At 63.0% G+C, this 19700-nt stretch carries 18 protein-coding genes; 8 read left to right on the forward strand and 10 right to left on the reverse strand.

Annotation, left to right across the window (positions count from 1 at the left end; genetic code table 11):
* Nucleotides 1-212: 212 nt before the first annotated feature.
* Together HB630_RS21260 and pdxH are read right to left on the reverse strand one after the other, a co-directional pair.
* On the reverse strand, nt 213-965 hold the full coding sequence (locus HB630_RS21260; protein ID WP_213774341.1) for an SDR family oxidoreductase: 753 nt from the start codon (nt 963-965) through the stop codon (nt 213-215).
* Nucleotides 966-1030: 65 nt separating this feature from the next.
* The gene (gene pdxH, locus HB630_RS21265) at nt 1031-1672 is read right to left on the reverse strand and encodes a pyridoxamine 5'-phosphate oxidase (RefSeq protein ID WP_213774343.1); all 642 of its coding nucleotides are present in this window, start codon (nt 1670-1672) and stop codon (nt 1031-1033) included.
* A 138-nt stretch (nt 1673-1810) separates the two neighbouring features.
* Here pdxH and HB630_RS21270 point away from each other — a divergent pair, with 138 nt between their 5' ends.
* Both HB630_RS21270 and HB630_RS21275 read left to right on the forward strand, forming a co-directional pair.
* On the forward strand, nt 1811-2218 hold the full coding sequence (locus HB630_RS21270; RefSeq protein ID WP_213774345.1) for an RT0821/Lpp0805 family surface protein: 408 nt from the start codon (nt 1811-1813) through the stop codon (nt 2216-2218).
* A gap of 108 nt (nt 2219-2326) precedes the next feature.
* The gene (locus HB630_RS21275) at nt 2327-3298 is read left to right on the forward strand and encodes a DnaJ C-terminal domain-containing protein (protein ID WP_213774347.1); all 972 of its coding nucleotides are present in this window, start codon (nt 2327-2329) and stop codon (nt 3296-3298) included.
* Nucleotides 3299-3714: 416 nt separating this feature from the next.
* On the opposite strand, the gene HB630_RS21280 is transcribed toward HB630_RS21275, so the two are convergent.
* Together HB630_RS21280 and HB630_RS21285 are read right to left on the reverse strand one after the other, a co-directional pair.
* On the reverse strand, nt 3715-4485 hold the full coding sequence (locus HB630_RS21280) for an anti-sigma factor (protein ID WP_213774349.1): 771 nt from the start codon (nt 4483-4485) through the stop codon (nt 3715-3717).
* 162 nt (nt 4486-4647) lie between these two features.
* Entirely contained in the window at nt 4648-5136 is a 489-nt protein-coding gene (locus HB630_RS21285) for a sigma-70 family RNA polymerase sigma factor (protein ID WP_213774351.1), read from the reverse strand.
* 202 nt (nt 5137-5338) lie between these two features.
* Between HB630_RS21285 and fabI the strand changes: the two genes are divergently transcribed.
* The 4 genes from fabI to HB630_RS21305 all read left to right on the forward strand — a co-directional run bounded on the left by fabI (nt 5339) and on the right by HB630_RS21305 (nt 9409).
* The gene (gene fabI / locus HB630_RS21290; RefSeq protein WP_213774353.1) at nt 5339-6169 is read left to right on the forward strand and encodes an enoyl-ACP reductase FabI; all 831 of its coding nucleotides are present in this window, start codon (nt 5339-5341) and stop codon (nt 6167-6169) included.
* 22 nt (nt 6170-6191) lie between these two features.
* Nucleotides 6192-6797: a histidine phosphatase family protein gene (locus tag HB630_RS21295; protein ID WP_213774355.1), complete on the forward strand. Its 606-nt coding sequence runs from the start codon at nt 6192-6194 to the stop codon at nt 6795-6797.
* 252 nt (nt 6798-7049) lie between these two features.
* Nucleotides 7050-8138, forward strand: a complete 1089-nt coding sequence (gene aroC / locus HB630_RS21300; RefSeq protein WP_213774357.1) for a chorismate synthase — start codon at nt 7050-7052, stop codon at nt 8136-8138.
* A gap of 86 nt (nt 8139-8224) precedes the next feature.
* Nucleotides 8225-9409: an adenylate/guanylate cyclase domain-containing protein gene (locus HB630_RS21305; RefSeq protein ID WP_213774359.1), complete on the forward strand. Its 1185-nt coding sequence runs from the start codon at nt 8225-8227 to the stop codon at nt 9407-9409.
* Between the two features lie 68 nt (nt 9410-9477).
* Here HB630_RS21305 and clpS read toward each other — a convergent pair whose 3' ends face one another.
* Nucleotides 9478-9786 (reverse strand): ATP-dependent Clp protease adapter ClpS, encoded by a 309-nt coding sequence (clpS, locus tag HB630_RS21310; protein ID WP_213774441.1) that lies wholly within the window; start codon nt 9784-9786, stop codon nt 9478-9480.
* A gap of 270 nt (nt 9787-10056) precedes the next feature.
* On the opposite strand from clpS, the gene HB630_RS21315 reads away from it, so the two are divergent.
* Together HB630_RS21315 and HB630_RS21320 are read left to right on the forward strand one after the other, a co-directional pair.
* Nucleotides 10057-10899, forward strand: coding sequence for a DUF1194 domain-containing protein (locus HB630_RS21315; protein ID WP_213774361.1), 843 nt, complete (start codon nt 10057-10059; stop codon nt 10897-10899).
* Nucleotides 10900-11096: 197 nt separating this feature from the next.
* On the forward strand, nt 11097-11627 hold the full coding sequence (locus HB630_RS21320) for a hypothetical protein (RefSeq protein WP_213774362.1): 531 nt from the start codon (nt 11097-11099) through the stop codon (nt 11625-11627).
* Nucleotides 11628-11679: 52 nt separating this feature from the next.
* Here HB630_RS21320 and HB630_RS21325 read toward each other — a convergent pair whose 3' ends face one another.
* The 5 genes from HB630_RS21325 to dxs all read right to left on the reverse strand — a co-directional run bounded on the left by HB630_RS21325 (nt 11680) and on the right by dxs (nt 19072).
* Nucleotides 11680-13944 (reverse strand): TonB-dependent siderophore receptor, encoded by a 2265-nt coding sequence (locus HB630_RS21325; RefSeq protein WP_346656118.1) that lies wholly within the window; start codon nt 13942-13944, stop codon nt 11680-11682.
* Between the two features lie 385 nt (nt 13945-14329).
* Nucleotides 14330-15568: a methyltransferase gene (locus tag HB630_RS21330; RefSeq protein WP_213774364.1), complete on the reverse strand. Its 1239-nt coding sequence runs from the start codon at nt 15566-15568 to the stop codon at nt 14330-14332.
* The gene (locus HB630_RS21335) at nt 15561-16292 is read right to left on the reverse strand and encodes a TlyA family RNA methyltransferase (RefSeq protein ID WP_213774366.1); all 732 of its coding nucleotides are present in this window, start codon (nt 16290-16292) and stop codon (nt 15561-15563) included. The genes HB630_RS21330 and HB630_RS21335 overlap by 8 nt, the downstream gene beginning before the upstream one ends.
* Nucleotides 16293-16339: 47 nt before the next feature.
* Nucleotides 16340-16894, reverse strand: a complete 555-nt coding sequence (locus HB630_RS21340) for a nucleoside 2-deoxyribosyltransferase (RefSeq protein ID WP_213774368.1) — start codon at nt 16892-16894, stop codon at nt 16340-16342.
* 234 nt (nt 16895-17128) lie between these two features.
* Nucleotides 17129-19072 (reverse strand): 1-deoxy-D-xylulose-5-phosphate synthase, encoded by a 1944-nt coding sequence (dxs, locus tag HB630_RS21345; RefSeq protein WP_213774370.1) that lies wholly within the window; start codon nt 19070-19072, stop codon nt 17129-17131.
* Nucleotides 19073-19700 lie beyond the last annotated feature (628 nt).

Raw genomic sequence — 19700 nt, forward strand, 5'->3', positions numbered from 1 at the left:
ACACTGGAACTGCGCGCAGGTTCCGCGCCGATTGACGGCGCATCGGTCGCTATCGCAAGGGTTGCATCCCCTGCGACGCGCGCGACTGTGTTCGCATGGGGATAACCGGGCTTATCACGCTTTCGAGCGAAGCGGCTTCCGGTTGGCGTGAGGAAAACGCGTCGAAACAAAACGTTGGAGCCCGGTTCTGATGCAATCAGAACCGATAGGCTCTAAACGTGCTGGCCGCCGTTGATGTGGATCTCGGCGCCGTTGACGTAGGACGAGGTCTCCGTACACAGCACATAGATGATCTTGGCGACTTCGTCCGGCGTGCCCAGCCGGTGCATCGGGATCTGCTCCTCGACGATCTTCTCGGTTCCCGGCGACAGGATCGAGGTGTCGATCTCGCCCGGAGCGATCGAATTGACGCGGACGCCGACGCGGCCGAATTCCGAAGCCATTTCGCGGGTCAATGAGGCCAGCGCCGCCTTCGAGGTCGCGTAGGCCGCGCCGGCGAACGGATGCACGCGGGAACCGGCGATCGAGGTGACGTTGACGACGGAACCCTTGGCGGCCTTCAACTCATCCATCAATCCGCGCGCCATCATGATCGGGGCGAAGAAGTTCACCCGGAACACGTGGCTCCAGGTCTCGATGTCGGTATCGATCGCGCCAAGACGCCCGCCGCCTTTGCCCTTCGGCGAGATCGCGGCGTTGTTGACCAGCGCATGCAGCTCGCCGTTCTCCAGCCTCTGGCGGATTTCCGAGATCGCGCGCGTGGTGTCTTCGTGGTCGGCCAGATCGACCTGGATGTGATCCTCAGGTCCGGCGCCCCACGGGCAGACCTCCGGAAACGGATGCCGCGAGCAGGTGATGACGCGCCATCCGGCCGAGGAAAAGCGGATCCCGGTGGCGTGACCGATGCCGCGGCTGGCTCCGGTCAGAAGCAGCGTGCGCCGCGGCGCATTGTGGGAAGCGGACATGGATGGTTCTTTCGTTCTTCGTCATGCCCGGCCTTGTGCCGGGCATCCACGTCTTCGGACTCGTTTCAGGGATAAAGCCTCACCTTGGACCAGCCGCCGTCAGGCGCCTCGCGGCGGAATTCGATGCGGTCATGCAGGCGGAACGGGCGGTCGTGCCAGAACTCGAAGCGCAGCGGCGCGATCCGCCAGCCGCTCCATCCCGGCGGCCGCGGCACGTCGCCGATGATATATTTAGCGGCGACCTTGGCGATCGCCTGTTCGAACGCAAAACGGCTTTCCAGCGGCTGCGACTGCTTGCTGGCCCAGGCGCCGATCTGGGCCTGTTTTGCCCTGGTCGCGAAATAGGCGTCGGCCTCGGCATCCGTCACCGCGGATACGCTGCCGCGGATGCGCACCTGCCGGCGCAGCGACTTCCAGTGGAACAGTAACGCCGCTTTAGGATTTGCGGCGAGTTCGTGGCCCTTCTGGCTGGCAATATGGCTGTAGAACACGAAACCCGCGGCGTCATAGCCCTTCATCAGCACCATGCGCAGGTCGGGCAGGCCCGTTTCGTCCACGGTCGCCAGCGCCATTGCGTTGGGATCGTTCGGCTCGGTCTTCATGGCCTCGGCGAACCACTCGGCAAACAGCGCGAACGGCTCTTCGGCCGCGGTGAAATCACCGGATGTTAACGGTGTCGGGTGTTGGATAGAGGTCGTGTCCGTCATGCCAGGAGATTCCGGTTGCATCCGCCCGCGACCCAGAGCGTGCTATCGCCCCGGTACAGGCAAGTCCCGTATAGGAGAGTCCTATATAGGACATGGCCGCGCGTTGGCCTATCCACGATCAGGCCGGCGGGGGCTGTGATGACACTGATTCTAATCGGCGTGGGCTCCAGCGGCTGTAGCATGACCCGCGCCGGCGACGCGTTCGCCAAAATGGAAGGCCCGGAGATGACGGGCTCGCTCATGGCCACGCCCAAGCCCACGCCTATGCCGACCGAGAGCGACCTTGCCTTTGCCCGCAACGCCGCCTCCGACGTGCTGACCAGGGGCAACAAGGATTCCAGCCAGCCCTGGGAAAACCCCCAGACCGGCGCGCGCGGCTCGGTGACGCCGCTGGCCGAGGCCTATTCTTCGGAGGGACGCACCTGCCGGGATTTCCTGGCAAGCTATGTCAACGGCAATTCGGAAAGCTGGCTGCAAGGCGCGGCCTGCCAGTCCGGTCGGGGCCGCTGGGAAATCCATGCCCTCAAGCCGTGGAAGCAAAGTTGAGGCGCTCCATTCCCCGTTGTAAAAATACCACGAAGACCCCAAATGATGCCGGAGCGGGCGAACTGCCCGGAATTTCAAGGTCTGATTTCCCTGAAGGAGACGTGACGGATGCGCGACCCCTATGAGGTCTTGGGGGTGCCGCGGGGCGCCAGCGCTGCGGCGATCAAGAGCGCCTATCGCAAGCTTGCCAAGAAGCATCACCCCGACAACAACAAGAATGATCCGAAGGCGGCGGAGCGTTTTGCCGAGCTGAATTCGGCCAACGAGATTCTCAGCGACGAGGAAAAGCGCAAGCAATTCGATCGCGGCGAGATCGACGCCGAAGGCAAGCCGCGGTTCCAGGGTTTTCCCGGTGGCGGCGACCCGAGGGCGCGTGGGTTCTCGCCCGGTGGTGGCGGTGGCGGCGGATTCGAATCGCGGACGTTCCGCAGCGGCGGTGCCGGTGGCGCCGGCGGCTTCGAGGACATACTCAACAGCATGTTCAGCGGTGCGGCGCGCGGCGGCCGGCCCGGCGGAGGCTCGGCGTTCGAATTCGATCCGGGCGGCATCGCGCTCGATCTCGACCTCAGCGTTTCGATGTCGGTGTCGCTGGAAGAGGCGGTTAAGGGCGCGGAGAAGCGCGTCCGGTTGCCGACCGGCAAGGAGCTCAACGTCAAGATTCCGGCCGGGGTCGTCGCCGGCCAGCAGATCCGCCTCAAGGGGCAGGGCGATACGGCGGCCGGCCATCCGCCGGGCGACCTGCTGATCACGATCAACATCGCGCCGCATCCCTTCTTCAAAGTCGACGGCAGCGACCTGCGGGTCGATTTGCCGATCACGCTGTACGAGGCCGTCTTGGGCGGCAAGGTCCGGGTGCCGACGCTGGGCAACGCGGTTGAATTGTCGATCCCGAAAAATACCTCCAGCGGCCGGATCTTCCGGCTGAAGGGCAAGGGATTGCCGAAGCCGGGAGGAGCGGCGGGGGATCTGTTCGTCACCACCCGGATCATGCTTCCGGACGGGAACGATGCGGAGCTGGAGGCGTTGATGGAAAAGTGGCGCGACGGACACCCCTACGATCCGCGCAGCGATCAGGCTTAGAGCGTGTTCGGGCCAAAGCCTGCCGCGGCCCTGGACAATGGGGGATCGTGGTTGGCGTGAGGAAAAGGCGTCGAAACGATAATCTATCGTGTTTTCGAGCGAGCTTCGGTTCTGATTCACGCAGAACCGATCATGCTTCAGACCCGGTCGCCTTGCGTCACGCCGAGGAGTAGGCTCGTGTGATGCCGAAAAAGGGTGCGGCCTCGAAAGGGGGACCAGCGTGGTTACCAAACCCCGATCGAGGCCGCCTGCGTCGATCGGCGGATCGAGCGCATTACAATTTCACGTGAGCCCCGGTGCGATATTGAGACGCACCCATGTCCTGATTCCAGATTTTCAATGTCCGAATTGGGACATCGTGGATGACCTAATTGCCTTCGACGCGTTCTGCCGCCTGTTTGCGTCCCGCTCGTTTGTCAGCCGCCGGCGATTTCAGTCTGGTCGTAGACCAGATGTGCGATCTGGTTGAGCCGCTCCTTGTCCACCGCTCCGCTGAAGACGTAGCCGACACTGCCATTGGCCCAGAACATCGCGCCGTCGCCGTTGCTCGACGCATAGTGCATGTGGGTGGTCTTCATGTCGGCCCGCGAGGCGTAGAGCGTGAAGCGCTGCCCGGTCGGGCTCTCATACATCAGGAACGCCGCCGGTCCTTCCGGTCCGGGCAATAGCCGGCCGCCGACCAGCTTGAGCCCGGTGACCTCGAGCTCCGGCGCCTTGACGTCATAGCCGCAACGCTTCGACAGCCACGATATCAGGTGGTCGCGTTCGGAAGCTTCTACCTCGACGGGATGGCGCAGCTCGACCACATAGAGCCGGTGCGCGTCCAGTGCATCCACCGTGAAGTTCTGGAAGGTCGAAGGCGAGCCGATCACGCCGCGCGCCACCCAGCCGGCGCCGCCGCCGACGATGAAAGCCGCCAGGGCCGCGGCGACCGCCCCATAGATCCATTTGCGCGGTTGCCGCACCAGCCGCTCGATCTCCAGCCGCTTCGGCACGGCCTCGTCGAGGACGGAATCGTAGCGCGCATGCAGCGCGTCCGCCATCGCGCGCCATGACTGCACCCGCGCCGCATCGTCGGGATGGGCCGCGAGCCATGCCTCGACATCGCCGCGGCGCTCCGCCGGCAATTCATTGTCGACATAGGCGTGCAGTTCGTCTTCGGTGACGGGGATTTGGGGCTCGGTCATGCTCGTCGTCTCTGTCTGGTCCCGGCCGAGGTCGATCGCCCGGCCGGTTGCGATTCCTCCCGCGGAGGAGGATTGGGAAGAAGCCGTCGTGATTCAAATTCGATCATCGCATCCATATCATTTCCGCTTTCAATCCATTGCCCGATGCATTATCGCTCCCCGTCATTTCACCCGCCGCAGCGCCGGGCGCTCGCCCTCGAGCGAGGCTTTCACATGGGCGCGGGCGCGGGCGAGGCGGGACATCACGGTGCCGATCGGCACGCCCTGGATGTCGGCCACCTCGCGGTAGCTCAATCCCTCCAGCATCACCAGCAGCAGCACCGAGCGCTGTTCCTCGACCAGCGTGGAAAGCGCGCGGGCGATGTCGCGGCCTTCCGCCTCGGTGCCGCTGGCGTCGGGATTGTTGTCGAGCAGCGGCATGAATTGCGGCCGCCGGGCCAGCGAGCGGCGGCGGTTCTTGTTGAGGTTGGTCAGGATGGTGTAGAGCCAGCTCCTGATGTCGCCGCCGAGAAACAGCCGCTCCGAGCGCAGCGCCCGCACCAGCGTATCCTGCACCAGATCGTCGGCGATATCGGCATCGCGGGCCAGCGCGCGGGCGTAGCGGCGCAGGGCCGGGATCATGGTTTCGACACTGTCGCGAAAGGCGGTCATGGAGACTCTGGGATCTATCTCTGCCGGCGGCGCGCCATGATGCGGGCGCGTCGCCTTACCTCAACCTAACACCCCGGTAGCCGGACTATTCCGGCCTTGAGGGCTTCCGCTCAAACAGCGTTAATTCGCCGTGGATTAAGGCTGTACCGCGGTGGAGGGCTGGTGTACCTCCAACCCCGGATCGTCTCGATTGGAAGCCGGAATGACGCAAAATTCAGGTCTGATGCAGGGCAAGCGCGGAGTGATCATCGGCGTCGCCAACAACCGCTCGATCGCCTGGGGCATCGCCAGGGCCTGCCGTGCGGCGGGGGCGGAGATCGCGCTGACCTGGCAGGGCGACGCCTTGAAGAAGCGCGTCGAGCCGCTGGCCGCCGAACTCGGCGGTATCCTGCTCGGTCATTGCGACGTCACCGATGCCGCGACCATCGACGCCGTGTTCGATGTCCTGAAACAGAAATGGGGCAAGATCGACTTCGTGGTCCACGCCATCGCCTTCTCCGACAAGGACCAGCTCGACGGCCGCTACCTCGAGACCACCGCGGACAATTTTTCAAAGACCATGCTGATCAGCTGCTACTCGCTGACGGCGATCGCGCAGCGCGCGGAAAAGCTCATGACCGACGGCGGCTCGATCGTGACCCTGACCTATTACGGCGCCGAGAAGTGGATGGCGCATTACAACGTGATGGGCGTCGCCAAGGCGGCGCTGGAGGCAAGCGTGCGTTATCTCGCGGCCGATCTCGGCGAGAAGAACATTCGCGTCAACGCGATCTCGGCGGGGCCGATCAAGACGCTGGCGGCCTCCGGCATCGGCGATTTCCGCTACATTCTGAAGTGGAATGAACATAACGCGCCGTTGCGGCGCAACGTGACAATTGAGGAAGTCGGCGACAGCGCGCTGTATCTGCTGTCGGAGATGTCGCGCGGCGTCACCGGCGAGGTGCATCACGTCGATTCCGGTTATCACGTCCTCGGCATGAAGCGGCCGGAAGCGCCCGACATCTCGCTCGGCCATTCCCCGGCCCAAGAATAGTTCAGGAATAGTTGCAGGGTCGATGCCAGCGCCGACGATCTATTATATCCGCCACGGCGAGACCGCGTGGAACGCGGCAGGCCGCTTCCAGGGATCGAAGGATATCCCGCTCAACGATCTCGGACGCCGGCAGGCGGCCACCGCGGGCGAAATCCTCGCCCGCTTGCTGGCGCGCGACGGCCATCGGGCCGCGTCCCTGCCTTATGTCGCAAGCCCGCTCGGCCGCACGCGGGCAACGATGGAATTGGTGCGCGAAACCCTGAGCCTGCCGCCGGGCGAGTACGGCGTCGACGACCGGTTGCGCGAGATCGGCTACGGCCATTGGGAAGGGTTGACGCTGCCGGAGATGGAGTTGCACGACGGCGCCACGTTTGCGCTGCGCAACGCCGACAAATGGGGCGTCGCCGCGCCGTCCGGCGAGAGCTATGCCAGCGTCACGCTGCGGATGCGGGACTGGTGCGAGTCGCTGCTGGGCGACACCGTGACCGTTGCCCATGGCGGCACGATGCGCGCGCTGATGGTGGCGCTGGGCGTGGCGATGCCGCTTGAAGCCGTCGAGACGCCGATCGGGCAGGGCGTGGTCTATGTGTTCCGGGACGGCGCGATGACGAAGTATAGTGAAGTATAGTTAAGGGCGCCGTTCTACCCGCTTCGTCATTCCGGGGCACGCGCAGCGTGAACCCGGAATCCATTCATCCAGACGATCTGCGGCTTGATGGATTCCGGGATCGCCCTCCGGGCGCCCCGGAATGACGGCGCGGGTAATCGAACCGTCCGACGAATGTGGTTTGACACGGCTCGGCACCGGGCGATACGACAACGTTGACAGTCAACGATGTCGCAGGCGTCGACGAAGCAAACGACGAGCTAGACGAGCTAAATGTCCTTCAACACCTTCGGCCACATGTTCCGGGTCACGACCTTCGGCGAAAGCCACGGTGTCGCGATCGGCTGCGTGGTCGATGGCTGCCCGCCGCTGCTGCCGCTGACCGCCGAGGAGATCCAGCGCGATCTCGATCGCCGCCGTCCCGGACAGTCGCGCTTCACCACCCAGCGCCAGGAGCCGGACGCGGTCAAGATCCTGTCCGGCGTGATGGCGCATCCGGAAACCGGCCTCCAGGTGACGACGGGCGCGCCGATCGGGCTGCTGATCGAAAATACCGACCAGCGTTCGAAGGACTATTCCGAGATCAAGGACAAGTTCCGCCCCGGCCATGCCGACTTCACCTATGAGGCCAAATACGGCCTGCGCGATTATCGCGGCGGCGGCCGCTCCTCGGCGCGCGAGACCGCGATGCGGGTCGCGGCCGGCGCCATCGCCCGCAAGATCGTGCCTGACATGCGGGTGCGCGGCGCGCTGGTGCAGATGGGGCCGCACGTGATCGACCGCGGTAAATGGGATTGGGACGAGGTGGCGCGCAATCCGTTCTTCTGTCCGGACAAGGACAAGGCGGCGTTCTTCGAGACCTATCTCGACGATATCAGAAAGAGGGGATCGTCGATCGGCGCGGTGATCGAGGTCGTCGCCGAAGGCGTGCCGCCGGGACTTGGTGCGCCGATCTACGCCAAGCTCGACGCCGAACTGGCGGCTGCGCTGATGAGCATCAACGCGGTGAAGGGCGTCGAGATCGGTTCAGGTTTCGGCGCCGCCGAATTGTCGGGCGAGGAAAATGCCGACGAGATGCGCTCCAGCAATGACGGCACGCGATTCCTGTCCAACCACGCCGGCGGCATTCTGGGCGGCATCTCGACCGGCCAGCCGGTGGTGGCGCGCTTTGCGGTGAAGCCGACCTCCTCGATCCTGTCGCCGCGCCGCACCGTGGACCGTCACGGCGCCGATACCGAGATCATGACCAAAGGCCGTCACGACCCCTGCGTCGGCATTCGCGCCGTGCCGGTCGGCGAAGCCATGATGGCCTGCGTGCTCGCCGATCATTTCCTGCGCCATCGCGGCCAGGTCGGCCGCTAGAAGACCGGGCTTCGCCTGTCACCGGGACGCAACGCGGTTATGATGGCTTGACGGCGCGGGGAAGTTACTCCCCAAATGTCGGCGCCATGAACGCACCTGATTTCCAGAAGCTGACCGACTGGCTGATCGACGGGGCGCGATCCGCGTCCAGCCCGGCTCATATGATGTCGGAAACCTGCGAGCGGTTGGTGCAGGCCGGGTTGCCGCTGTGGCGCGTCGGCGTTTTCGTCCGGACGCTGCATCCCGATGTATTCGGCTTCAGTTTCACCTGGCGGCCGGGCGAGGAGGTCGTGGTGCGCGCCGCGGATTTCGACGTCAAGGATTCTCCGGAATTCAAAAGAAGCCCGCTGGCGCCTCTCTACGAGAAGAAAGAGGAAGTCAGGTGCAGGCTCGACGATCCTGCAAGCCGGCGCTTTCCGTTTCTCGACGATATGCGCGCCGACGGCGTCACCGATTATGTCGCGCTGCCGCTTCACTTCGGCGACAATTCGGTTCACGCCGCAAGCTGGACCACGAAGCAGCCGGGCGGCTTCCGTGACCATGAACTGGCCACCCTGAGGGCGTTGGCGTCGCCGCTGGCGCGCGTCATCGAAATCATGAGCCTGCGCCGCACCGCCGCCATTCTGCTCGATACCTATGTCGGCAACCGCGCCGGCGAGCGGATTCTCGGCGGCCAGATTCGCCGCGGCCATACCGATACGATGCACGCCGCGATCTGGCTGTCGGATTTGCGCGGCTTCACCGCGTTGTCGGACCGGCTGCCGGCCGAGATCGTGGTGGACGTTCTCAATCATTATTTCGATTGCCAGGTATCCGCGATCAGGGCGCATGGCGGAGAAATCCTGAAATATATGGGCGACGGGCTGCTCGCGGTTTTTCCGATCGCCGAACAGGACGGCAACACCGATCAGGTCTGCTCGCTGGCGCTGGAAGCGGCGCGGGAATCCCGCGCCAGTGTCGCGGCGATGCATTATCCGATCGGCGACGTGATCGAGCGCTTCCGCTTCGGCGTCGCGCTGCATGTCGGAAAAGTGCTCTACGGCAATATCGGCGGCGGCAACCGGCTCGACTTCACCTGCATCGGACCGGCGGTCAATCTCGCGGCACGGCTGGAGAAGATCGCCGGCCGTCTCAACCGCACCATCGTGGCGTCGGCCGGATTCGCCGGAACCTGCACCGGCGGCTGGACCGATCTGGGCGAATTTCCGATCGCGGGATTTTCGAAGGCCGAGCGCGTTTACGGCCTGCAGGACGAAGCGGCAGGTCATTAGCCGGCGCCGATTGGCTCGACGGCCTGCGCCGCCTACGTTTCCGTATCCGGCGGCTCGACGATGCCGCGCTATTCTTCCGGTTCGGTGGTGAACAACAGCGGATAGCCCTTGGCGCGGCCGGCGTCGGTGGCGCGCGTCGCCTTGGTCTCGGCGATATCTTTGGTGAAGACCGCGACCACGCAGACGCCGCGCTGGTGCGCCGTCAGCATCACCTTGTGAGCCTGATCCTCGGTCATCCGGAATTCTGCCTTCAACACGGTGACGACGAATTCGCGCGGCGTGTAGTCGTCATTGACCAGGATGACCTTGTGCAGGCGAGGCCGCTCGGTCCTGGTCCGGGTTTTGGTCTTCGGTTTGGTGATGGTGGTCTCGGCCATTTCCGGAATGCGCCTCCAGACATTTGCAGTCCCGTTCATCATACAATCCCGAAGACCGCGGTGGAACCGGATGTTTTGCGATGGCTTGAGTGCAGCGGCGGCGTGCGCGGACAAGCGGCCGCGCCGGTCAAAACAGGCTTCTCCCGGTCCCGGTTCCCCGCCCAAAACCAGGGCAGCGATGCCTAACTCGAATGTGAAGAGCGGCCGATCTTCGTGCTTTTCGCGGCGCGATCTGCGTGTCACGATCCAGCGTTCGATAGGAGGGCCGCTATGCGCTGGTGTGTCTCGATCGGGGCCGTGCTTGTCGCGGGGGCGATAGCCGGAGGTGACGTCACGAGTATCGCGGCGCCGAACACGGTGCGCGAACTGGCGCAGACGGGTGACAGCAGGCCCACGGTCGATGTCGAACTGATCCTCGCCGTCGATGTCTCCTATTCGATGGATATGGACGAACTCGCCATCCAGCGCGAAGGCTACGCGCAGGCGATCCAATCCAAGGAGTTTCTTCAGGCGCTGAAAGCCCTGCCCAACGGCAAGGTCGCTGTGACCTATTTCGAATGGGCGGCGTCGAACGATCAGAAGATCATCATTCCGTGGCGGCTGATCGACGGCCCGGAAACTGCGGACGCGGTCGCCGACGAAATCATGAAAACCCCGGTCCGCCGCGCCTCGCGCACCTCGATCTCGGGTGCGATCTATTTCGCGATGCCGCTGTTCGATCAGGATCCGTATCACGGGCTGCGGCGGGTGATCGACATCTCCGGCGACGGCCCCAACAACAACGGCTCGCCCGTCACCGGCGCCCGCGACGAGGCGTTGTCGAAGGGGATTACCATCAACGGCCTGCCGATCATGGTGAAGGAGCCGTCCTATTCGACGATGGATATCGACAACCTCGATTACTATTACGAGGATTGCGTGACCGGCGGCCCCGGCTCCTTCGTGGTGTCGATCAAGGACCGCGAGAAATTCAAGGAGGCGATCCGCACCAAGCTGCTGCTCGAAGTCGCGGGACGGACGCCCGAACGCCGGATCGTTCCGGTGGCGGAGAAGGAGCCGCGCGTCTCCTGCCTGGTCGGTGAGAAGATCTGGCAGGATCGCTGGGGACGCTAGAGCATGATCCGGAAAAGTGGGCACCGATTTTCCCTCATGCTCCAACAATAAAATAGAGCGCGATGGCGATTCAGCCTAAAGCTATCGCGCTCTAGCATCCTCATCTACTCACCTGGTGCATCAACACAATCTTGGCACAGTGTTTCCGGCATTGTACCAAGCGCAAAGCCAAACGGGGCTTAGCAGGGGAATTTGCAATGCCAGCATCGATCATCTGGCTGGTCGCAGCAAGCCACCAGCACTTCTTTCGGGGACATCTCTTTCGGGGTCATGGCTTCAAAGCCTTGCGCCTGTTTCCAGCCGTTGCGCTGTTGCTGTGCGCCTCTGGCTTGGCCGCCGCGGAGGTGCCAAGCCAGCGGTTGCTGGAAAAGAACAGCTTCTATCTGTCGTCTGCCGGTTTTCGTGTCCAGGTCGCCAACGATCCGGCTGGGCAAAAAGCGCTGCACGCGCTACCGGCACACCGCTTCGTGATAAACGGGGCTGGTGAAGCCCTGCGTTATTTCTATGCCGAGCCGGAGCATTGCGTCTGCATCTTCGTCGGCACCCAACAGGCCTATGACAGGTACATCGAGACCGTCCGTCAGCCGCTAAAGCCGACCGACAATACGGCTCCCGATTACAAGACCCAGGCCGGCGTGCTGTTGAGCGGCCAGCCGTTGCGACAGAGCACACGCGGCGATCCGACCACGCTATCGGACTATCTGAGCACTCTTTACCCTCATTATTGAGAGAGCGGCACGAAGCCGTTCCTGCTTCACCTATGCTTTCCACTCGGGCCGTTCAGAAATTGAAGGTCGTCGAAAGCATGTAGGTGCGCGGGGCGCCGAGGGAGAGGCCATAGGTCGGCGTTGCCGACGCCCAATACCCGGCGTTGGCGACATTAATAACGTTGGCCCGAATGGTGACCGGCTTGCCTCGCAGATCGAAGGTATAGCGTGCTCCGACATCGAAGCGGACCCAATCCGGAATCTGCTGGGTATTGGCGTTATCGTAGTATTGCGAGGTTGTGTAAATCGCGCGTCCCGAAAGAGTGAGACCCCGGACAAAGGGCGTGTCCCACTCGGCGCCGATATTGAGCTGCACGTCCGGCACGCCTGGGGCTACATTGCCATTATAGGTGCCTCCAGCGGTTTGCGTAAGCCGTGCGTCGAGCAAGGTCACCCCGCCGAGCACCCGCACGGCATCCGTCACTTTCCCCATGGCATCGAGCTCTATGCCGCGATTTCGCTGCTCCCCATCCTCCGAGTAGGTGTTGGTGGTGGCATCAACCGATGCGGCAGGTTGTGTAATCTGGAACAAGGACAGAGTTGTAATAACGCTGCCCCAATCCACTTTGGCGCCGGTCTCAATTTGCTTGGAAACGTAAGGCGCCAAGGTCTGCCCGGCGTTGGCGTAACCAACGCCAACCGTCGTGCCTGGCTGCAAACCTTCGATGTAGTTCGCATAGAGCGAGACATTCTGCCAAGGCTTGACAATAAGCCCTACCGCCGGCGTGAGTGCATTCGCTTCATACTGCGCGGTCTGCGCGAGCGTAGTGGAACTCCAACTCTCGGATTGGATCTGCTGCTCGCGGCCTCCCAAGATCAACTGCACCCGATCGTCCAGCACCGATAGTGTATCCGCCACGCCAGCGCTTTGCAGATATATTGCGCTTGTTAGCGGCGCGGTCAGCTTGGTGTAAGTGGGCTCGGGGATGAAAGTGGGATTATAGAGATTCGAGGCGATGGTTGCGACGACGGGAAATGCGCTGCCGGACCAGTCATCGATCCGGCTGGCCGTGACGGAGACTTGATGATCGATAAATCCCGTCGCGAACTTTCCACGAATCCCGACTTCCTCTGAATCATCGTCATGAAAAACAGGAAAGTTATATGGCGCCTCGGTGAGGTTGCCATTCGCGTTGTTGATGGTGGCAAAGCCTGACAGGAGGTAGGTACGGTCCTGACGACCGCCAACCGCGCCATACACGGTCCAGTCGTTCGATAGATCGTATTCCCCGCGCAAGGCGCCATACCAGTCCTTGACGTGAGCGTAGGTCCATGGCTGGAAGTAGTCTGCGTTTGCGCTCGGCGCCTTGGGAACGGCGGTGATTCCCGCAGCCAGATAAGTCGGGCGAAGCGGTGCCGACGTATTCTGATCCTGATAGCCTAAATCGAGCGAGACCCGGGCGCGCTCCCCGCGATAGTCGAGACCAAGTGCGACATTGCTCATTTCCAACGACTGATTATTCGTCGGGGTGTCGCCATTGCGATAGGTCCCATTGAACCGCACGCCCCATTCCTTGTTCTCTCCATACCGCCGACCGACATCAATATGGGTGCCGAACTGGCTATTGGATGCGTAGAACGCTGTTAGCTGCGTAATCGGATCGTCAGTTGCACGTTTTGGAACGATGTTGACCGAACCACCTACACTGCCGAAAGCCGGCATGCCGTTAATCAATGCACTCGGGCCGTTCAGAACCTCGATGCGCTCGACGGAATCGGCACTGAACGACAGGCCGGGAACTACGCCATACAAGCCGTTGAAGGTAAAATCCCAAGGACTTACCAGAAAGCCGCGGATCATGAGGCCTGATGTGTAGCTATTGTCGCTCCAGACCGTACGGACCGATGGATTGTTGGCCATGACGTCGATGATGGTACGCGCCTGTTGATCCTGAATGGTCTGTGACGTGTAGCTGGTCTGGTTAAAGGGTGTGTTCATGACGCCGCGGTTGCCAAGCAGGCCGAGTTGGCCGCCCGTTGCGACCTGACCACCCGCGTAAGGCGCAGGCAAATTACCTACGACGGAGTTTGTGTTGGGAGCACGCGCAGCCGTCTCAGTGGGTTTCGGCGGCTCCGTGCGTTTCGCCGAACGTCGTTTTGACTGAACGTTGCGCGATGCGCGCTGCGATCCGCCGGAGGATTGCGGTCGTTGCTTCGGTGCTTCAACTGATACAGGTGGAAGCGCGGTTTGGGCGTCTACTGCCGCGACCGAAAAAATTACAGACCCAACGCCACAGGCGCCGAGCATGAGCGCCTTCGATCTTTCAACAATGATCACTGAAGAAACCCCAGATATCGGCCGGCGACGCCGACCCCCCAGGATATTTTTACTGAACCATTCTCGTTATAGAACCCTGCGCGAATTGGAATTGCTCAAGGCTGATTTTTGTTTCGGAATAAATCAATGCGGGAGATGCGTGACTTCAATGACGGTCTTAGCTGCCGCACTGCCTCTGCCTCGACGACAATGCAATGGTTGAGGAGATATTTTTCGAACGCAAATAAGAATGAATAAAAATTGTATCGGCGCAGTGATCTAACCGAAGGGGGTCTTTGATCGGAGATCCGCGATAGAAGTCGCTCGCTATAGCGTTTTCGAGCGGAGTGGATTCACGGTGACGATTCTGAGCCGCGGAAATAAACCGCGCGGCGGAAAACGAGGTTCAGCGTTTGAAGCGCGCCACCAGTTCGACATGCGGCGTGTGGCGGAACTGGTCGACCGGCGTGACGTTTTCGATTTTGTAGCCGCCATCGATCAGAATGCGCGCATCGCGCGCGAAGGTCGCGACGCTGCACGACACCGCGACCACGATCGGGATTTTGCTGGCGGCCAGCTGCCGTACCTGCGCCTGCGCACCCTGCCGCGGCGGATCGAACACCACCGCATCGTAATCGCGCAGCTCCTGCGGCATCAGCGGCCGGTGGAACAGGTCGCGCGTCTCGGCCTTGACCGGTTTCAGTCCCGACGCCGAGGCGGCCGCCTTTTGCAGCGCCGCCACCGCACCGGCGTCATTGTCGAACGCCGTTACCCGTGCAGCGGCCGCAAGCCGCAGCGCGAACGGTCCGACGCCGCAAAACAGATCGGCGATATGCTTGGCGCGCTTGCAGCGTTCGATGACCCGCGCCGCCAGCGTTTCCTCGCCGGCAATTGTCGCCTGCAGGAACGAGCCAGGCGGCAACGCCAATCGCACGGCACCGATCCCGATCACCGGCGGCGTCCGCATCAACACCAGTTCACCGTGGCGCGTCAGCCGCGCCAGACCGTGCTCCCTGGCGATGCCGGACAAGGTTGCGATGGCGGCCGAGGTCAGCGGCCCCGAGCCGCGCACGTCGATGTCGAGGCCGTTGTCGGCCGCGGTGATCTGGATATCCAACGGCTTGCCCGCGGGCTTCAATGCCTCCGCCAGCGCGCGCGCGGCGTCGAGCGCGCCGTGCAAGGCCGGATCGAGGATCGGGCAGTCACGGATTGCGACGATCTCGTGGCTGTTGGCCGCGGCGAATCCGGTACGCAATTCGCCGTCGGCGCCACGGCGCGCATGCACGGTGACGCGCCGCCGCCCGGCGCCGTGGGCATCGACCAGTTCATCGACCCCGCAGGCGATGCCGGCCTGCGCCAGCGTATCGACCACGATCTGACGTTTCCAGGCGCGATAGGATTCCATCTGCCAGTGCTGGATGGCGCAGCCGCCGCAGGCGCCGAAATAGCTGCAGAATGGCGCGATCCGTTCTGCGCTGGCATGCGCGATCCGCGACAGATAGCGGCGGTCGGGATGGCCGGCCACCGGCTCGACCTCGACGGTTTCACCGCCCAGCGTATAGGGCACATAGACGGCCTGACCGTCCACAAGGCTGATGCCGTCGCCGCGATGGCCGACATGATCGATGACGAGTTGTTCAGCCACGGCGCGCGCCGATGAAGAATTCGATGTTGCCGTCGCCGCCCGTGATCGAAGATGGAAACACCTCGATATCGGTGCATCCGAGCGAGACGGCGAAGGCGCTGATGTCGTCGCAGATCGCCTGATGCACCGCCGCGTTGCGGATGATGCCGCGCTTGGAATGCTTTCGCTCGGCTTCGAATTGCGGCTTGATCAGCGCCAGCAGATGCATCGGCGCCGCCGCCAGCGACAGCGCCACCGGCAGCACGGTTTTCAGCGAGATGAAGCTGACATCGATCACGACGACATCGGGCCGTTGCGGCAGGCGCTTGCCCTCGAAGCCGCGGATATCGGTCTCCTGCATCGAGACGATTTTGGGATGGCCTTGCAGCGAGGGATGCAACTGGTCGCGCCCGACGTCGATGGCGAACACCAGACCGGCCCCGTTGGCGAGCAGCACTTCGGTAAAGCCGCCGGTCGACGCGCCGACATCAAGGCAGATGTGATCTTCGATCTCGATCGGATAATGCTCCAGCGCGCCGGCCAGCTTGACGCCGCCGCGCGAGACATAGGGATGCGCCGGTTGCGCCTGAAGCGCGGCATTGTCCGGAACATTTTCGGATGGCTTCAGGACCGGCTTGCCGTCGGCGGTGACGAGGCCTGCTTCGATGGCGGCCTGTGCCCGCGCCCGGCTTTCGAACAGGCCGCGCTCGACCAGCAACAGATCCGCGCGTTTGCGGGAAGCCATTTCGTGACTGCTTTTAGCCAAGGTCAGCTCGATTCTAGGGTCATGATCTAACGCGCGGCCACATCGGCCGCGAACCGTACACAGGCCTCGAATGAGGCGAGATCATGCCAGATGTCCGCGGGCGGCTGCCGCGGCGTCACCAGCGCACAGCCATGAAGGTCGAGCGCGTGCATCATCATCAGATTGTCGGAGAGGCCGAAATTCTCCACGGTCAGGCCCAGCGAATCGATCCGGCGTCCATCGGGCATATCGGTCACGCGACCCAGCCGCGCCACCCGGTCGGCATAGATCGAAGGATCGTTGCTATAGCCGAGGCAGCGTTTGCCGCGGCCTGCTATATAGCCGAGCTCGTAAACCGTGCCGGCGTCCGCGCCGGGGCCGCGGAACGGCGTCAAATTGGCGATGATGGCGTCGGCCGCATCCATCATCGCCTCGTTGCCCTTGAAGATGTTCAGCGAGGCGTCGGCGGCCGCCAGATCAACGGTGTTGTCGAGCGGATAGAGGCCGGTCAAACCGTGACGTGCGCAGATTTCGACCTTGCGCCGTCCGATATCGATCGCGTCCGGCAGGAACACGTCGGGGCCTGCCAGATAGATATTCATGGATCACCGGCGCGGGTCTTATTGACGCGATCTGTTTAAAGCATTGCCGAGCGTGGTAGCCACATCCTTCGCGACGCGGCGAACGCGCCGCTCCTCAAGGATGAGGTGTTCCTAGACCCTCACGGTGAGGAGCGCGGCACCGCCGCAGCGTCTCCGGACGATGCGAAGCTTTGTCATCGGGCGCGCATTCGCGCGACCCGTTGGCCTCGCTTAGGAGAACCGCGAGGCCGCCACTCAGGCCAGCTTCACCGTCTCGGCCTTGAAATCCTTGCCGAGGGCCTCGAACACCTTGGCGACGATGCCCTTGGCGTCCAGACCCGCGTGGGCATACATCGCGGTTGGCGAATCATGGTCGAGGAATAGGTCGGGCAGCACCATCGCCCGCATCCGCAGGCCGCCGTCGAGCATGCCGTGCTCCGCCAGCGTCTGCATGACATGGGAGCCGAAGCCGCCGATCGAGCCTTCCTCGATGGTGAGAAGAACCTCGTGTTCACGCGCCAGCTTCAGCACCAGATCGACGTCCAGCGGCTTCATGAAGCGCGCGTCGGCGATCGTGGTGGACAGGCCGTGCGCCGCCAGTTCGTCGGCGGCCTTCTCGCACTCCGCAAGCCTCGTGCCGAATGACAGCAGCGCGATCTTGCTGCCCTGCCGGACGACCCGGCCCTTGCCGATCTCGAGCGGAATGCCGACCTCGGGCATCTCGACGCCGCGGCCCTCGCCGCGGGGATAACGGACGGAGCTGGGGCGGTCGTTGATCGCAACCTGGGTCGCAACCATGTGGACGAGTTCGGCCTCGTCGGAGGCCGCCATGATGACGAAGTTCGGCAGGCAGCCGAGATAGACATTGTCGAACGAACCGGCATGGGTGGCGCCGTCGGCGCCGACCAGTCCGGCGCGATCGATCGCGAAACGCACCGGCAGGCTCTGGATCGCGACGTCGTGGACTACCTGGTCGTAACCGCGTTGCAGGAAGGTCGAGTAGATCGCGCAGAACGGCTTGTAGCCTTCGGTCGCAAGACCGGCGGCGAACGTCACGGCGTGCTGCTCGGCGATGCCGACATCGAACGTCCGGCTGGGGAACGCCTTGTTGAAGATGTCGATGCCGGTGCCCGACGGCATCGCCGCGGTGATGCCGATGATCTTGTCGTCCTTCTCGGCTTCCTTGACCAGGCTCTGGCCGAACACGTTCTGATAGGATGGTGCGTTCGGCTTGGACTTGGCCTGCGCGCCGGTGGCGATGTCGAACTTGACCACCGCGTGGTATTTGTCGGCGGAAGCTTCGGCCGGCGGATAGCCCTTGCCCTTTTGCGTCACGACATGGACCAGGATCGGTCCGGTCTCCATGTCGCGGACGTTCTTCAGGACCGGCAGCAGGTGATCGAGGTTGTGACCGTCGATCGGGCCGACATAATAGAAGCCGAGTTCCTCGAACAGCGTGCCGCCGACCATGAAGCCGCGCGAAAATTCCTCGACACGGTTGGCGCGGTCGGCCAGCACTTTCGGCAGACGGTTGTTGATCTGTTTTGCGGCTTCGCGCAGCGAGCGATAGGTCTTGCCCGAATAAAGCCGGGACAGATAGGCCGACATCGCGCCGACCGGCGGCGCAATCGACATGTCGTTGTCGTTGAGGATGACGATCAGCCGCGAATTCATCGCGCCGGCGTTGTTCATGGCTTCATAGGCCATGCCCGCCGACATCGCGCCGTCACCGATCACGGCGATGACGTTGTTCCTGCCGCCCGAGAGGTCGCGCGCCACCGCCATGCCGAGGCCGGCCGAGATCGAGGTCGAGGAGTGGGCCGCGCCGAACGGATCGTAATCGCTCTCGGTGCGCTTGGTGAAGCCGGACAGCCCGCCGCCGGTGCGCAGCGTGCGGATGCGGTCGCGGCGGCCGGTCAGGATCTTGTGCGGATAGGCCTGATGGCCAACGTCCCAGATCAGGCGGTCGCGCGGCGTGTCGAACGTATAATGCAACGCCGTCGTCAACTCGACGACGCCGAGGCCGGCGCCGAAATGGCCGCCGGTGACCGAGACGGCATCGATGGTCTCCTCGCGCAGCTCGTCGGCGACTTGCCGGAGCTGCTCCACCTTGAGCCGGCGCAGGTCGTCCGGGGTGTGGATCGTGTCGAGAAGCGGCGTTTTACTAAATGTGGTCACAACGATATTCCAATTTTGCATGTCGGGACGAAAGGCCCCGACGTGAGATGGGTTGCGCATATTCGGCGCAGCGAAAACCCAGACGCCGGACGCCACCTGAGCAGGCTAGAGGCCCGATTGGGAGCTTAGATACGGTCCGGATCGTTCAATGTGATAGCTATCACTCTTGGTGGTTTAACCCTTCCCAGCCATTTTTATTAGCTATTTGAAGTGGTTACGTCCGCCCCAGCGCGGCGGCAAGCTCGCCTTCAATAGTTCACAACCTTGTAACGTTTACACTAAAGCGGGGTCTAAAGCCAACCCGCAGACGATATAGGGGTACCTCGGAAGAGAACCAATTCTCAACCCCGGCGGTATACGGATGGTTCCGTCCCGCCTAAATCGCTGGCGTCGAGGCGGCTGGTAAGGGCCATTTAGAGCCGTTTTAAGGCCCGTTCGCGGGCAACGGCGCCGTCCGCCGCGATGGCCCGGCCCTATTTGGGCGGAGCCATGCGTTCTGGTCAGGGGAGCCGCCGCCGGATGGCCATGAAAAAATAAGGTAAACGGCCGTCATTGGCCATTAAAAATCAGGCCATGAAGAATCCGGCCATAAAAGAGCCGGGCGATCCGCAATCGGGGAATGGGGCCGAAACGCGCAAAAGCACCATGT

It is taken from the genome of Bradyrhizobium sp. dw_78 (assembly GCF_018449525.1).
Classification (GTDB): domain Bacteria; phylum Pseudomonadota; class Alphaproteobacteria; order Rhizobiales; family Xanthobacteraceae; genus Bradyrhizobium.

Coding starts and splice junctions, on each gene's coding strand:
- pdxH (WP_213774343.1), bottom strand. CDS start 1,672: ATGACGGACACGACCTCTATCCAACACCCGACACCGTTAACATCCGGT.
- HB630_RS21270 (WP_213774345.1), top strand. CDS start 1,811: ATGACACTGATTCTAATCGGCGTGGGCTCCAGCGGCTGTAGCATGACC.
- HB630_RS21280 (WP_213774349.1), bottom strand. CDS start 4,485: ATGACCGAGCCCCAAATCCCCGTCACCGAAGACGAACTGCACGCCTAT.
- clpS (WP_213774441.1), bottom strand. CDS start 9,786: ATGGCCGAGACCACCATCACCAAACCGAAGACCAAAACCCGGACCAGG.
- HB630_RS21305 (WP_213774359.1), top strand. CDS start 8,225: ATGAACGCACCTGATTTCCAGAAGCTGACCGACTGGCTGATCGACGGG.
- aroC (WP_213774357.1), top strand. CDS start 7,050: ATGTCCTTCAACACCTTCGGCCACATGTTCCGGGTCACGACCTTCGGC.
- dxs (WP_213774370.1), bottom strand. CDS start 19,072: ATGCAAAATTGGAATATCGTTGTGACCACATTTAGTAAAACGCCGCTT.
- HB630_RS21315 (WP_213774361.1), top strand. CDS start 10,057: ATGCGCTGGTGTGTCTCGATCGGGGCCGTGCTTGTCGCGGGGGCGATA.
- HB630_RS21295 (WP_213774355.1), top strand. CDS start 6,192: ATGCCAGCGCCGACGATCTATTATATCCGCCACGGCGAGACCGCGTGG.
- HB630_RS21285 (WP_213774351.1), bottom strand. CDS start 5,136: ATGACCGCCTTTCGCGACAGTGTCGAAACCATGATCCCGGCCCTGCGC.
- HB630_RS21275 (WP_213774347.1), top strand. CDS start 2,327: ATGCGCGACCCCTATGAGGTCTTGGGGGTGCCGCGGGGCGCCAGCGCT.
- HB630_RS21340 (WP_213774368.1), bottom strand. CDS start 16,894: ATGAATATCTATCTGGCAGGCCCCGACGTGTTCCTGCCGGACGCGATC.
- fabI (WP_213774353.1), top strand. CDS start 5,339: ATGACGCAAAATTCAGGTCTGATGCAGGGCAAGCGCGGAGTGATCATC.
- HB630_RS21320 (WP_213774362.1), top strand. CDS start 11,097: ATGCCAGCATCGATCATCTGGCTGGTCGCAGCAAGCCACCAGCACTTC.
- HB630_RS21335 (WP_213774366.1), bottom strand. CDS start 16,292: ATGGCTTCCCGCAAACGCGCGGATCTGTTGCTGGTCGAGCGCGGCCTG.
- HB630_RS21260 (WP_213774341.1), bottom strand. CDS start 965: ATGTCCGCTTCCCACAATGCGCCGCGGCGCACGCTGCTTCTGACCGGA.